The following is a 13,542-nucleotide window of genomic DNA, read 5'->3' as shown; positions in this document are numbered from 1 at the left end:
GCGCGCCCGTCAGCGGACCGCGTGCGCCAGGCGCTGCACGACGCCCGCGGTCGCGGCCGTGAAGGCGCGCGCGACCTCGGGGTCGAGCGAGGCGAGCGAGATCGGCCCGCGCTCCGCGATGTGCGCGTCGTACGGCACCGTGAAGATCTGCGCCGGGCGGGCGTCGTCGAGGATCCGGTCGATGCGCGCGACGACCGCCGGGTCCTCCGGGCGCCCGTCGTGCAGGCGGATGATGACGGCGTTGTCCGCCAGCATCGCCGCGTGCCCGCCGAGCTCGCGCAGGAAGTCGAGCAGCGCGACCGCCTCGAGCACCGCGTCGCCCGCGTTGAGCACGGGGACGACGAGCACGTCGGTGACCTCGATGGCACCGCGGAAGGCGGACGACGACGGCTGGTTGCCGGAGTCCATCACGCGCACCGCGTAGTACTCGTCGATGAGGCGGGAGACGCCGATGACGTCGTCGCCCGTGAGCTCGCGGCGCGGCCCGACCGACGCGACGACGGAGGCGAAGCTCGTCTGCGGCGCCGTGTAGCCGGCGAGCTGGCCGGCGCTGTGGATCTCGTCGCGATCGCGCACGAGCTCGCCCAGACCGCGGGTCGGCTGGCCCTCGGCGCGGTAGCCGAGCGCTCCGGGGTCGTCGGTGACCTCGACCACGGCGACGGATCCGCCGCGGATGGAGCCGAGAACGCCGCCCAGGATGAGGGAGGTGGGCGTCTTGCCGACGCCGCCCTTGCGGTTCGCGACCAGCACGCTGACCGCGCGCGACCAGGTGGCCTGGCGGATCACGCGCTCGTCGCCCTCGCGGCGGGCGACCTCGGCGTTCGCAGCGGCCTCCTCGGCGCCGGGGCCGATCTTGAAGACGCCGCCCGTGACCGTGTTCACGAAGCCGCGGAACCCGGTGCGCGCGACGACGGGGCCGCGCGGCGGGCGCTGGCCGGTCTGCTCGGGGAAGAGGCTGAGGGTGCTGGAGGTCTGGTCGGCGCGCGGGGTGCGCATGACGTAGCGCTGCGGATCCGCGTCGGGGAACGCCGTGAGGTCGGTGCCGGGGCGGCGCGCGTCGGCGGGCTCCTCGACCTCGTCGGGCGCCGCGGGCAGCGAGGCGACCGGCGTCGGCTGCGGGGCGGTGGCGGCAGGCTCGGGGAAGGCGGGGGAGGGGAGCGCGGACGCGTCGGCGGCCGGCTGCGCGTCGTCGACGGGCCGCGCGTCGGCGTCCGTCGGCTCCGTGCTCGGGCGCAGCGGCATGCGGAAGGGGTGGGCGTTGACGACGTGCGGGGTGGGCACGCTCCACGCGGATCCGGCCTCGGCGGAGACGACCGCGTCGAACGGGGTCGCTGCGGCGGACGAGGGCCGGGCGTCGTCGTCCGCGTCGGCGGCGGGCTGCGCGGCGGCGGGCGTCGCGGCGTCCGGGACGCGGTCCTCGGGATCGACGTCGTCGTCCTCGGCGTCGTCGAAGAGCTCGTCGAAGGCGCGCGTGCCGACGACCTCGACCTCGGGGTCGCCCTCGGCGGGCTCCGCTTCCGCCGGCTCGCCCTCGGGCGCGGTCGGCGCGGGTGCCGCGCTGCCCGGGCGCACGCGGTCGGGGCCGAACAGGCCGCCCTCGGAGGTGCGGGGGACGGCGGGGAAGGGATCCACCCACCGGTGCGCGTCGCCCGACGCGTCGGTCGAGCGGTCCCTCTCCATCTCCTGCTGGCGGCGGCGCAGCTCGCGGCGGCTGAGGAGGGGAGGCTCCGACGCCCCACCCTCTCGGTGGCCGGTGTCGTGCGTGTCGTCGGTCATGTGGCTCGCCTTCATCGTCCCCGCCTGCGCGGACGAGGCTACCAGGGGGTGCCGCCGCGCCCGGATCCCGCGGGTCGTCGCCCGCCCGGCGCCCCCGTCGCGACGCCCCCACTCCCCGCCCGTGGCGCCTCCGCGTGACGGGTGCGCGGATCGGGGTCGGTTAGGGTCTCCCCGTGATGTCCGGAACCGCCGACGTGCCCGCGCCCGCCGACGACCGCTCGGCAGCGGTGTCCTCCGTCGCGTCCGAGCTCGCCGCCCTCCTCATGTCGATCCGCTCGCTGCGCATCGAGGAGGCAGCCGTCTTCCACCCGGGTCTCCAGCCCGGCGCCTTCGCGGTCGCGCGCTGGATCCGCACCGACGGGCCCGCCTCCGCCGGCGCCGTCGCGGCCGGCCTCCTCATGGACAAGAGCTCGGTGAGCCGGCACCTCCGCGTGCTGCGCGAGGCCGGCTACGTGCAGGACGAGCCGGATCCCGAGGACCGCCGCTCCACCATCCTCACCCTCACGCCGCTCGCCGAGGAGCGCCTCGAGCAGGTGCGGGCGGGCACGCGCGAGCGCCTGCAGAACCGCCTCCACGCGTGGGACACCGCCGAGGTCGAGCAGCTCGCGGGCCTGCTGCACCGCTTCAACGTGTCGCCGCGCGACAAGCCCGCCGACGCCTGATCCGAAGCGGGCCGATCACCCCGCCTGGTGCACCGCGTAGCTCGCCACGAATCCGAGCACGGTCACGAGCCCGGTGAGCGCCTGCGCCTTGCGGAACGCCTCGGGGATCATCGTGTCGCAGATCATCGCGAGGATCGCGCCGGCCGCGAAGGCCATCACGACCGACTGGCCGCTCTCGGGCAGGCCGCCGAGCAGCGCGTACCCGCCGAGGGACGAGAGCGCGCAGATCACGGCGATGGAGGTCCAGAGCCCGAAGACGTAGCGCGCGCTCCGCCCGGACTGCTTGAGATCGGCCGTGCTCGACATGCCCTCGGGGAAGTTCGAGATGACCACCGCCACCAGCACGCCGATGCTGAGCGCCCCGCCGCCGGTGAGGCTGAGGCCCTGCACGGCCGTCTCGGGCACGCCGTCGAGGAGGGCGCCGAGCGCGATGCCCACGCCGGTGCCGCCCCCGCCGCCCGACTTCCCGTGGTGCTTCCTCCGGAACCCGCCGTGCTCGAGGATCTGGTCGAGCACCACGTACACGACCGCGCCCGCGACGAAGCCGCCGAGCGTGGGGATCACGCCGCCGCTCGCCGACGCCTCGTCGACCAGGTCGAACGACAGCGCCGAGATGAGCACCCCGGCGCCGAACGCCATCACGAGCGCCACGACCTCGCGCGGCACCTTCACGAACCAGGCGACGAGGGATCCGACGACGAGCGACAGCCCGGAGAGCAGACCGGCGAGACCGGCCAGGAGGAGAGGCGACATGCCTCCGAGGATGCTCCCTCCGCGCCGCGTCCGTCACCTCGGCCGGGCGCTCGCGATCAGCGCCCCGCCGACACCCCCGCGTCGCGCAGCGCGAGGTCGGCGAGCTGGCGCACGACGCGCGGGTCGCCCGCGCGCCAGGCCGCGACCGGATCCGGGTGCGCCGTGAGCAGCGCCGCGGGCTTCCGCGAGGAGAGGGCCCGCAGCGCGAGCAGCTCGGTGCCGCCGGGCGTCGACGCGAGCGAGCGCGCAGCGGCCGCGCGGCGCACGAACGAGACGCGGCGCAGCAGCCAGTGCCGCACGATGAACGCGATCGGCACGAGCGCCACGAGCAGCCCGAGCACGAGCGCGATCGTGCCGACGAGCGCCTGCTGGTCGCGGCCGGCCTGCACGAGGCCGGATCCGATCCCGCTCGCGTCCTCGAACGGCCCGCGCGCGGCATCGCCCACGAGCGGCAGGCGGCCGAGGGCGTCGGCGGCGTCGGTCATGGATCCGCTGAGCTGCGTGCCCGACCGCTCCATGCTGCGGCCGAGGTCGCCGAGCGGACGGATGAGCGCGGCCATCGCGATCCCCACCAGCACCGACACGACGATGCCGGCGAGCGCCGCGGTGTCGGCCGCGATCTGCCGGGCGCGGACGAGGGGGAGCGCGGAGTAGAGCTGCATGCGTCCAGCCTGGCCCGCGGGCGGGTGGGCAGCGCGCGTCAGGTCGCGGGGTGGTCGAGCGCGTCGAGCTCCCGCAGCGCCGCGTGCGCCCGCTCGAGCCGCGCGTCCTCCGGCTCGTCCCACCAGCGCGGGCCGCGCTCGCCGAGGCCGTGCTTCGCGAGGCCCACGCGCTGCCGGGCCGCGGCCACCGCGTCGTCATCGCCCCGCCGCTTCGCGGCGCCGACACCCGACCGGCCGCGCCCGAGGTGCGACTTCAGCGCGTCCACCACGTCTGCCGGGAGCGACGGATCCGTGCGCGGCCAGCGCCGCCCGCCCAAGACCAGCCAGCGCTCGTCGTCGGTGGAGGCGTCGCCGGGGCGGTCGCCCGCGTCGTCGGGATCCGCGGGCCGCTCGCTCATGCCTCGACGCTAGCCCCGCCTGCCCCCGTCGCAGGCGCATGCACGAGGGCCGGGGCGCCCGCCCCCGGTCGTCAGAAGAGCAGTGACGAGGACCCGCGGATCTGCTACTTTGCCCGTGCGCGTCGCAATAGCGGCTCGAAGTGAGCTCGGCAGCCTTCCGGACGGTCGGTGAGCCGGGCTTCGCGCTTTAACGCGTCGGATCGTCTGCCGCCTCCAGCATCGGCGCTATCCGTCGCCGCCAGTCCCCGCCCTTCGTCCAACTCCACGCCAGCGCATCGGCCGCCCAGAGGAGCGGCTCCTGGTGAGCCGTCTCGTGGGTGTACGACAGGGCTCCTCGGAGGCCTCGCCGGTGGACCTGGTCGAAGAGGAAGCGCCGGTCGATCTGCTCGATGGAGTCATCGCGCTCCAACACGATGCGCGCGTCCCGCCGGTATGCAGCCAGGTCCACGACGGCGGCGAGGCACGACAGCCGGGCCGCCAGCTCGCTGCGGTCATCGGAATGGACGACGTCGGCTCGTATGCCGAGGTCGCGAAGCCTCGCCAGCACGGCCCTTCGGCGAGAGTCGCTCTCATTGGTGAAGTGGATGCGTCGTTGCCCGGGCAGGACGAGCGCACGCACCTGCTGCCGCAGGGCGGGGGCGTCGTGCGCCGCCACGGCGACCGCGACCATCGTGTATCCCTTGGCCTTCGACTCGTCCACGAAGAGCGTGCTCACGAGTGGGCCCTCGCGGCGGTTGCGTCATCTGCCTCGGGCACCGGGGGAAGGTACCTCATCCCGATCCCCCGCACGCACGAGGGCCGGGGCGCACGCACGCCCCGGCCCTCCGATCGGCCCCCCCGATCAGCTCAGCGGGTCACCCCGCGAGCGGCTCTCCGCGGATCAGCCGCGGAACACCTGGATGACCGACGGACGCGGTCCGCGCCAGGCGCCCTTCGGCGGGGTGACGCCGGCGGGCACGTAGTCCGGGAAGAACGAGTGCTGCTCGGCGAAGGTGCCGTCCTCGCCCGGGTGCTGCACCGCGACGAACACCATGCCCTCGGTGTCGTGCACGACCGGGCCGCAGGTCTCCGCCTCGGTGGGCACCGAGAGGAACTGCTGCACGTGGCCGCGCTCGGCGCCCTCGACGGGGACCTTGAACAGGCCGTCGTTGAGGCCGATGGTGCTCGGGGCGCCGTCGGTGGAGATCCAGAGGTTGCCCTCGGAGTCGAACGCGACGTTGTCCGGGCAGCTGATGGGCGAGACCTTCTCCTTCGGGAAGCCCGCGAAGTAGGTCGAGCCGTTCTTCGCCGGGTCGCCCGCGACGAGGAGCAGGTTCCACGTGAAGGTCGTGGAGCGGGCGTCGCCGCCGTCCTCGGTGATCTCCACGATGTGGCCGTCGCGGTTGGTCGTCCGCGGGTTCATCTCCGTGGCGCCCTCCTTGCCGGCCTTGCCGCGGTCGGTGTTGTTGGTGCAGGCGACGTAGACCTTGCCCGTGACGGGGCTCGGCTGCACGTCCTCGCAGCGGTCCATCTTCGTGGCGCCCGCGGCGTCGGCGACGAGGCGCGTGTGCACGAGCGCCTCCTCGGTCGTGAAGCCGGGCACCTGGCAGACGCCGTCGACCACCAGCGGGATCCACTCGCCGATGCCGTCGAACTGGCCGTCGGAGGGGAGCTGGCCGGTGCCCGTGATCTCCGCGACGGGCGAGTCGCCCGTGAAGCGCGCCACGTAGAGCGCGCCGCGCGTGAGCAGCTGCTTGTTCTTGCGGCGGTCCTGGCGCGAGGTGCCCACGACCATCGTGTCGTGCGAGACGAACTTGTAGAGGTAGTCGAAGCGCTCGTCGTCGCCCATGTACGCGGCGACGTGGCCGCTCTTGCCGAGGATCACGTTCGCGCCCTCGTGCTTGAAGCGGCCGAGCGCGGTGTGCTTGACGGGCGCCTCGCCGGGCTCGAACGGGTCGACCTCGACGATCCAGCCGAAGCGGTTCGGCTCGTTCTCGTAGCCGGGGGTGCGCGCGTCGAAGCGGGGGTCGATGGCCTCCCAGCCGCGGGTCGTCGCCTTGTCGGCGAGGCCGTAGCGCTTGTCGGCGGCTGCGGTGCCCGCGGAGCGGAAGTAGCCGTTGAAGTTCTCCTCGCCGGAGAGCACGGTGCCCCAGGGGGTGGTGCCGCCGGCGCAGTTGCCGAGGGTGCCGAGGATCCGGGTGCCCTTCGGGTCGTCCTTGGTGCGCAGCGACGCGGATCCGGCGGCGGGGCCCGACACGGTGAAGGGCGTGTCCGCGGTGATGCGGCGGTTGCGGTGGTGGCCGACCGTGTACGTCCACGGCTGGCCGACCGTCTTGCGGCGGAGAGCGACGACCGACATGCCGTGGGAGGCCTTGCCGATGCGGCGCTGCTCGTCGAGCTCGGCGGCGTCCGCGGCGGGCGGGAACATGATGTTCTCGTTCGTGTACTCGTGGTTGGCGACGAGGAGCGCCTCCTTGTTCCGCGAGTTGATCGGGATGATGTCGAGGTAGTCGTTGTTGTAGCCGAACTGGCGCGCGGCGAGCTTCGCGGTCTGGTTGTCGGCGTCGAAGTCGTCCGCGTAGCTGAAGAGCGGGTCGCCCCAGCGGATGATCGGCTGCCAGCGGTAGCCGGTCGGCACGGTGAACTGGTCGACGGACGCGTCGACGGGCGTGATCGCGGTGAACGGCAGGTTCGACGCGGCCTGCGCGGCGGCGGCCTCGGCGCCGGGGGCGGCGGCGTTCTGCGCCACGAGGATCGCGAGGGCACCGGCGCCCGCGCCGCCGAGCAGCGTGCGGCGCGAGAGGGCACGGCCCGCGATGTCGCGGAAGTAGGAGTTGTCGGTGATGTTGGGGACGGGCTTCGTGCACGCGTCGTCGCACTTGAGGTGGCACGTGACGGTGCTGCGCTTGCCGCGGGCGTGGGGGTCGCGCGACAGGACCGGCAGCAGCCGGTGGTGGGTCTCACGGGTGAGGGTCATGTGGGGTCTCCATCGATCTCGGGCGTCTGCTCCGGGTACCGGCGGACGCATCACACCCGAAAGGTATTCGCGCCCCCGAGCGCGCCCCCGACGCCCGGGTGGACGCCGGGTTAACCCGGGATGGCCGGATCGTGCGGGCGTACCGTCGAGCTGCGGCGTGGATCCGCGTCGCAGCGACCCGAGGAGGATCCCCATGGCCAGGTTCGACACGAAGACCGCGCTCGTGACAGGCGGAGGCAGCGGCATCGGCGCCGCGATCTCCCGCGCGCTCGCCGCGGAGGGCGCGTCGGTCGTCGTCACCGACATCCAGCTGGAGGCGGCCGAGCGCGTCGTCGCCGAGATCGAGGCCGCGGGCGGCGCCGCCGTCGCGTTCCGCCAGGACACCTCGAGGGCGGAGGACTCCGAGGCCGCCGTCGCGCACGCGGTCGCCACCTACGGCGCCCTGCACCTCGCCGTGAACAACGCCGGCATCAGCGCGCCCGCGGCCGACATCGGCGACTACGACATCGCCGCGTGGGACCGCACGCGCGCGGTCGACCTCGACGGCGTCTTCTACGGCCTCCGCTACCAGCTCCCCGCCATGGTGGAGGCGGGCGGCGGCGCGATCGTCAACATGAGCTCCGTCCTCGGATCCGTCGGCATCGCCCAGAACGCGGCCTACGTCGCGAGCAAGCACGCCCTCGTCGGCCTCACCAAGGTCGCGGCGCTCGAGTACACGGCCCGCGGCGTCCGCACGAACGCGGTCGGCCCCGGCTTCATCGACACCCCGCTCGTGCGCTCGTCGCTCTCGCCCGAGTCGCTCGCCCACCTCGAGGGCCAGCACGCGACCGGCCGCCTCGGCACCGACCAGGAGGTCGCGGCCCTCGTGCTCTTCCTCCTCAGCGACGACGCGTCCTTCATCTCGGGCAGCTACCACCTCGTGGACGGCGGGTACTCGGCGCGCTGATCCGCGGCCACCCGGCGCGTCGAGACGCCGGGCGGCCGCGGGGTCGTGATCCCGCCCGTCAGACGGGCGCGAGGAACGTGAGCTGCGACCCGTCCTCCACGATCAGCGGCCCGAGCGCCGCGTTGAACTCGGCTCCGTACGGGGCCCCGATGTGCGCCTGGAACGCGGCCTCGTCGAGGTACACCTCGTGCACGACGAACCGCGCCGGATCCTCCACCCGCCGGTAGGGCTCGAACACGACGTTGCCGGGCTCCGCGCGCACGAGCTCCGCGAGGCCCGCCATCATCCGTGCGACCTGCTCCTCGTTCCCCGGCAGCGCCGTGAACTCCGCGTACAGCACCGTGGCCGTCATGCGGTGGCCGCGCCCGTCATGATCGCGACCGCGTCGGTCATGGAGTGCGACTGCGGCGTGATGGTCGCGGCCTTCTTGCCGAGGCGCTGGATGTGGATCCGGTCGGCGACCTCGAACACCTGCGGCATGTTGTGGCTGATGAGGATCACCGGGATGCCCCGGTCGCGCAGGTTCCGCACCAGCTCCAGCACCTGGTTCGACTCGCGCACACCGAGCGCCGCGGTGGGCTCGTCGAGCACCACGACCTTCGACCCGAACGCGGCGGCGCGCGCCACGGCGACCGCCTGCCGCTGCCCGCCGGAGAGGTTCTCGACCGGCACGGTCACGTCCTGCAGCGTCGAGATGCCGAGCTCGGTCAGCTCCGCCTTGGCCTCGCGGCGCATGCCGGCGGTGTCGAGCATGCGGAAGACGGATCCGAGGATCCCCTTCTTCCGCTTCTCCCGCCCGAGGTAGAGGTTCGAGGCCACGTCGAGCGCGGGGGAGACGGCGAGGTTCTGGTACACCGTCTCGATGCCCGCGGCTCGGGCGTCCTGCGGCCGCTTGAACGACACCGGCTTCCCGTCGAGGAACAGCTCGCCCTCGTCGGGCGTCTCCGCCCCCGTGAGGCACTTGATGAGGGTCGACTTGCCGGCGCCGTTGTCGCCGATGATGGCGAGCACCTCGCCCGGGAAGAGCTCGAGGCTCACCCCGTCGAGGCCGACGACGCGGCCGAAGGTCTTCACGAGCCGCTTCGCCTCGAGGACGGGGGTGCGGGTCGCGGCGGGGCTGCTCCCCGCGGGGTCGATGAGGGTCACTTGCGCACCTTCCGGATCCACTGGTCGACCGAGACGGCGACGATGATGAGGACGCCCACCGCGAGCGTCTGGTAAAGCACGTCCAGCCCCGCGAGCGAGAGCCCGTTGCGGAACACGCCCACGATGAGCGCGCCGAGCAGCGTGCCCCACACGGTGCCGCGGCCGCCGAAGAGGCTCGTGCCGCCGATGACCACCGCGGTGATGGAGTCGAGGTTGAGGTCGGCGCCCGCGTTCGGGCTGGCCGCGTTGCTGCGGCCGATCTGGATCCACGCGCCGACCGCGAGGATCGCCCCGGCCGCGAGGTACACGCTCATGAGCACGCGGTTCACGCTGATGCCCGCGAGGCGCGCGGCCTCCTTGTCGTCGCCGACCGCGTACACGTGCCGGCCCCAGGCGGTCTTGCCGAGGATGAAGGCGACCACCACGTAGAGCACGAGCATGAGCACCACGCCGAAGCTGATCTTCACGCCCGCGAGGTCGAACGTCCGGCCGGTCCACGAGAGCGCCGCCGGCATGTCCACGCCGCGGACGGTCGCGCCGTTGGAGTAGAGGAGCGTGAGCGCCACGAAGATGTTGAGCGTCCCGAGGGTGACGATGAACGGGGGGAGCCGCAGCCGCGTGACGAGCAGGCCGTTGAACGCCCCGGCCGCGAGGCCCACGACGAGCCCGGCGAGGAGCGCGGCGGGCGCGGGCAGGCCGTTCTGGCTGGCGGTCTGCGCGATCACCATCGACGTCAGCACCATCACCGCGCCCACCGACAGGTCGATGCCCGCGGTGAGGATGATGAGCGTCTGTGCCACCGCGAGCGTGCCGACCACGGCGACCTGCTGCGTCACGAGCGACAGGTTGGCGGGGTCGAGGAAGCGGTCGTTGAGCAGGCCGAACACGATGATCGCGAGGACCAGCACGACGGCCGGGCTCACGGCGGGGTAGCGGTGGAGCACGCCGCGGATGCGGTCGACCGGCGTGCGGCGGTCGAGGAACTCGTTCGCGAGGTCGAGCGACGAGGTGGGCGGGTTCGGGTCGGCTGTCCGCTGGCTCACGGTCACTCGCCCCAGCACTTCGTCGCGGCGTCGTCGGCCGTGATGCTCTCGAGGCCGTCGACGGGGGTGTCGGTGACGAGCGCGGATCCGGTGTCGAAGAAGTCGAGGCCGCTGCTGGTGGAGGGCTTGGTGCCGTCCTTCGCGAGCTGGGCGATGGCCTCGACGCCGAGCTGCGCCATCTTCACGGGGTACTGCTGGGCGGTGGCGCCGATGACGCCCTCCTCCACGTTCTTCACGCCCGCGCAGCCGCCGTCGACCGAGACGAGGACCACGTCCTTCTCCTTGCCGGCCGCCTGCAGCGCCTGGTACGCGCCGAACGCGGCGGGCTCGTTGATCGTGTAGACGACGTTGATGTCGGGGTCCTTCGACAGCAGCGTCTCCATCGCCGTGCGGCCGCCGTCCTCGGCGCCCTGCGTGGCCTCGTTGCCGACGATCTCGTAATCGCCGCCGCTGTAGTCGCCGGTCTTCGCCTCGTCGCCGTTCTTGGCCTTGTCCGCGACGTCGATGCCCATGCCGGTGAGGAAGCCCTGGTCCCGGTCGTAGTCGACCGACACGGCCTTGTCGTCGTAGAGGTCGAGGAGGGCGATGGTCGCCTTCTTCCCGCCGAGCTGCGCCGCGGCCCACTTGCCGATGGACTCGCCCGCGGCGAAGTTGTCGGTGGCGAACGTGATGTCGACGGAGTCGGCCGGGTCGGGTGCCGTGTCCAGCGCGATGACGAAGAGGCCGGCGTCGCGCGCCTTCTGGATGGCGTCGACCACCGAGGGGCCGTTCGGGGTGATGAGGATGCCCTTGTCGCCCTTGGAGATGGCGTTCTCGATGGCCTGGATCTGGGTGTCCTCGTCGCCGTCCTCCTTGCCGGCCGCCAGCGTGAGGGCGATGCCGGAGGATGCGGCGGCGTCCTTCGCGCCGTCCTGCATCGCGACGAAGAACGGGTTGGTGGTCGTCTTCACGATGAGCGAGACGCCCACGTCGCCGGAGGAGCCGGCGCCGCCGCCCGAGCCGGAGCTGGAGCAGCCGGTGAGCCCGACCGCGGCGATGAGGGCCGCCGAGCCGAGGGCGATGGTGCGCGTGAGACGCGGGGATCGGTTCGTCATTGATGGATCCTGTCCTTCGGTGGGAGCACGCTCCCGACAACGTTGTCAGGGAGAGGTCTATCGGGTGCGAACCGGTATGGTCAACCCATCGCACAGAGAGCGAGATCCATTCGTGACACCGATGTCATCCCCCGAGGGCTCGCCCTCCGGCGCGCGGCGCCCCACGATGAAGCACGTCGCCCGGCTCGCGGGCGTGGGCGTCAAGACGGTGTCGCGCGTGATCAACGGCGAGCCGAACGTCTCCGCCGCGATGACCGAGCGCGTGCGCGCCGCCGTGGCGCAGCTGCAGTACCAGCCGGACCTCCACGCGGGCAGCCTCCGCCGTGCCGACCGGCGCAGCGACACGCTCGGCCTCCTCGTGGGCAGCGTGGCCAACCCGTTCTCGGGCGCGCTGCACCGCGCGGTGGAGGACGTGGCGAAGGAGCGCCGCGTCGCCGTCTTCGCCTCCAGCCTCGACGACGACCCCGACCGCGAGCGCTCCTCCGTCGACGCGTTCCTCGCCCGCCGGGTCGACGGGCTCATCCTCACCACCATCGCGCCCAGCCAGTCGTACCTCGGGGTCGAGACCGCCCGCGGCACGCCCGTCGTGTTCGTCGACCGCGTGCCCGTGGGGCTCGCGGCGGACGCGGTGGTCGTCGACAACGCGGCCGGCGTCTCGCGCGCCGTGGCGCACCTCGCCGACCGGGGCCACCGGCGCATCGCGTTCCTCGGCGACCGGCCGGAGATCTTCACGGCGCGCGAGCGCGAGCGCGGCTTCCTCGAGGAGATGGCCCGGCGCGGCCTCCCCGTGCTGCCCGGCCACGTGCTCGACGGCGCGTCGGACGAGCACGTCGCCGACGCGCTCGCCGAGCGCCTGCTCGCCCTGCCGGAGCCGCCGACCGCGATCGTCAGCGGGCAGAACCTCATCACCATCGGCGTCATCACGGCCCTCCGGCGGCACGACGCCCACCGCCGCATCGCGCTCGTCGGCTTCGACGACCTGCCGATGGCCGCGCTGCTGGATCCGGCCGTCACCGTCGTCGCGCAGGATCCGTCGGCCATCGGCCACGCCGCCGCCGAGCGCGTCTTCGCGCGGCTCGACGGCGACCGGGGTCCCGCGCAGACCGTCGTCGTCCCCACCACGCTCATCGTCCGAGGCTCCGGAGAGGTCCCCCGCCATGCATGACCAGCCCATCGTCGTCGTCGGCGACGCCCTCATCGACCTGATCCGCGAGGACGGCGAGGAGACCCCCTTCGTCGGCGGCGCGGCGCTCAACGTCGCCGTCGGCCTCGCGATCCTCGGCCACCGGGTCCAGCTCGTCGCGATGGTCGGCGACGACGAGCACGGCCGCCGCATCCGGGCCGAGCTCGAGGCGCACGGGGTCGAGCTCATCGCCACCGTCGGCCCGTCCGGGTCCTCCGTCGCGGTGAGCGAGCGCGTCGACGGCGAGCCGCGGTACACGTTCAACGAGGCCGCGTGGAACCGGCGCGTGCGCATCGGCGAGGCGGAGCGGGCGGCGCTGGACGCGGCGTCGCTCGTGGTCGTCAGCTGCTTCCCGTACGACGACCACGCGCAGGCCGACGAGCTGCTGGCCGCCGTGCGGGATCCCCGCGAGCGGCTCCTCGTCGACCCGAACCCGCGCGCCGGCATGCTGCACGACGCGGGCCGGTTCCGCGACGGCTTCGCGCGCGCGGCCGCGGAGTCGCTGCTGGTGAAGATCGGCGACGACGACACCGGGCTGCTCGGCCTGGGTGCGCTCGCCGACGCGCGGGCGGCCCTGCACGCCGCGGGCAGCCGCCTCGTGCTGGCCACCGACGGCGCGCGCGGCGCGTCCGTGCAGCTCGAGGGCGGCGAGGTGGTGCAGGCGGGCATCGCGCCGGATCCGCGCCCGATCGTCGACACCATGGGCGCCGGCGACGCCTGCCTCGCCGCGGCGGCCGACGCCATCGCGCGCCGGGGAGCGCCGCGCACGCCCGCGGAGGGCGAGGCGATGCTGCGCACCTGCATGGCGATCGCCGCGGCCACGTGCCGCGAGCAGGGCGCGCTGCTGCGCATGCCGACCGCCTGACGTCGGCGCGGGTCCCCGCGCGCCGGACCACCACGCGCCCGAGCGCCCTACCAGCCGT

General features: G+C 73.6%; 14 protein-coding genes. 4 read left to right on the top strand and 10 right to left on the bottom strand.

What is annotated here, in order from left to right:
• Positions 1 to 9 precede the first annotated feature (9 nt).
• Complete coding sequence (locus AES38_RS13815; RefSeq protein ID WP_053775450.1) at positions 10 to 1,776, bottom strand: MinD/ParA family ATP-binding protein; 1,767 nt, start codon at positions 1,774 to 1,776, stop codon at positions 10 to 12.
• A 176-nt stretch (positions 1,777 to 1,952) separates the two neighbouring features.
• Here AES38_RS13815 and AES38_RS13810 point away from each other — a divergent pair, with 176 nt between their 5' ends.
• Positions 1,953 to 2,438 (top strand): MarR family winged helix-turn-helix transcriptional regulator, encoded by a 486-nt coding sequence (locus AES38_RS13810; RefSeq protein ID WP_072174652.1) that lies wholly within the window; start codon positions 1,953 to 1,955, stop codon positions 2,436 to 2,438.
• A 15-nt stretch (positions 2,439 to 2,453) separates the two neighbouring features.
• Here the strand turns inward: AES38_RS13810 and AES38_RS13805 are convergent, their stop codons facing one another.
• From AES38_RS13805 to AES38_RS13785, 5 genes are all read right to left on the bottom strand, one after another.
• Positions 2,454 to 3,191 carry a ZIP family metal transporter gene (locus tag AES38_RS13805; protein WP_045529925.1) on the bottom strand — a complete coding sequence of 246 codons (738 nt, stop codon included), beginning with the start codon at positions 3,189 to 3,191 and terminating at the stop codon, positions 2,454 to 2,456.
• Between the two features lie 56 nt (positions 3,192 to 3,247).
• Positions 3,248 to 3,853, bottom strand: a complete 606-nt coding sequence (locus AES38_RS13800; protein ID WP_053775448.1) for a hypothetical protein — start codon at positions 3,851 to 3,853, stop codon at positions 3,248 to 3,250.
• Positions 3,854 to 3,891: 38 nt separating this feature from the next.
• Positions 3,892 to 4,251: a hypothetical protein gene (locus AES38_RS13795; RefSeq protein ID WP_053775447.1), complete on the bottom strand. Its 360-nt coding sequence runs from the start codon at positions 4,249 to 4,251 to the stop codon at positions 3,892 to 3,894.
• Positions 4,252 to 4,438: 187 nt separating this feature from the next.
• Positions 4,439 to 4,966, bottom strand: a complete 528-nt coding sequence (locus tag AES38_RS13790; RefSeq protein ID WP_081001909.1) for a hypothetical protein — start codon at positions 4,964 to 4,966, stop codon at positions 4,439 to 4,441.
• A gap of 165 nt (positions 4,967 to 5,131) precedes the next feature.
• Positions 5,132 to 7,207, bottom strand: a complete 2,076-nt coding sequence (locus AES38_RS13785) for a PhoX family protein (protein ID WP_053775446.1) — start codon at positions 7,205 to 7,207, stop codon at positions 5,132 to 5,134.
• 193 nt (positions 7,208 to 7,400) lie between these two features.
• Here AES38_RS13785 and AES38_RS13780 point away from each other — a divergent pair, with 193 nt between their 5' ends.
• On the top strand, positions 7,401 to 8,153 hold the full coding sequence (locus AES38_RS13780; protein ID WP_053775445.1) for an SDR family NAD(P)-dependent oxidoreductase: 753 nt from the start codon (positions 7,401 to 7,403) through the stop codon (positions 8,151 to 8,153).
• A gap of 58 nt (positions 8,154 to 8,211) precedes the next feature.
• On the opposite strand, the gene AES38_RS13775 is transcribed toward AES38_RS13780, so the two are convergent.
• From AES38_RS13775 to AES38_RS13760, 4 genes are read right to left on the bottom strand one after another with little or no spacing between them, the layout of a single operon-like run.
• A complete protein-coding gene (locus AES38_RS13775) occupies positions 8,212 to 8,505 on the bottom strand; it encodes a putative quinol monooxygenase (protein ID WP_053775444.1) in 294 nt (97 codons plus the stop codon).
• Positions 8,502 to 9,299, bottom strand: a complete 798-nt coding sequence (locus AES38_RS13770) for an ATP-binding cassette domain-containing protein (protein ID WP_053775443.1) — start codon at positions 9,297 to 9,299, stop codon at positions 8,502 to 8,504. Before AES38_RS13770 ends, AES38_RS13775 begins: the two co-directional genes overlap by 4 nt.
• Complete coding sequence (locus tag AES38_RS13765; protein WP_053775831.1) at positions 9,296 to 10,342, bottom strand: ABC transporter permease; 1,047 nt, start codon at positions 10,340 to 10,342, stop codon at positions 9,296 to 9,298. Before AES38_RS13765 ends, AES38_RS13770 begins: the two co-directional genes overlap by 4 nt.
• Positions 10,343 to 10,344: 2 nt before the next feature.
• Positions 10,345 to 11,436 (bottom strand): substrate-binding domain-containing protein, encoded by a 1,092-nt coding sequence (locus tag AES38_RS13760; RefSeq protein WP_053775442.1) that lies wholly within the window; start codon positions 11,434 to 11,436, stop codon positions 10,345 to 10,347.
• A gap of 112 nt (positions 11,437 to 11,548) precedes the next feature.
• Here AES38_RS13760 and AES38_RS13755 point away from each other — a divergent pair, with 112 nt between their 5' ends.
• Positions 11,549 to 12,601: a LacI family DNA-binding transcriptional regulator gene (locus tag AES38_RS13755; protein ID WP_081001908.1), complete on the top strand. Its 1,053-nt coding sequence runs from the start codon at positions 11,549 to 11,551 to the stop codon at positions 12,599 to 12,601.
• A complete protein-coding gene (locus AES38_RS13750; protein ID WP_053775440.1) occupies positions 12,594 to 13,484 on the top strand; it encodes a PfkB family carbohydrate kinase in 891 nt (296 codons plus the stop codon). Before AES38_RS13755 ends, AES38_RS13750 begins: the two co-directional genes overlap by 8 nt.
• The last annotated feature ends 58 nt before the right edge of the window (positions 13,485 to 13,542 follow it).

The organism is Clavibacter capsici (assembly GCF_001280205.1).
Taxonomy (GTDB): Bacteria; Actinomycetota; Actinomycetes; order Actinomycetales; family Microbacteriaceae; genus Clavibacter; species Clavibacter capsici.
Note: the sequence above shows the minus strand (reverse complement) of the source record. Positions and strands in the feature narration are given on the sequence as shown.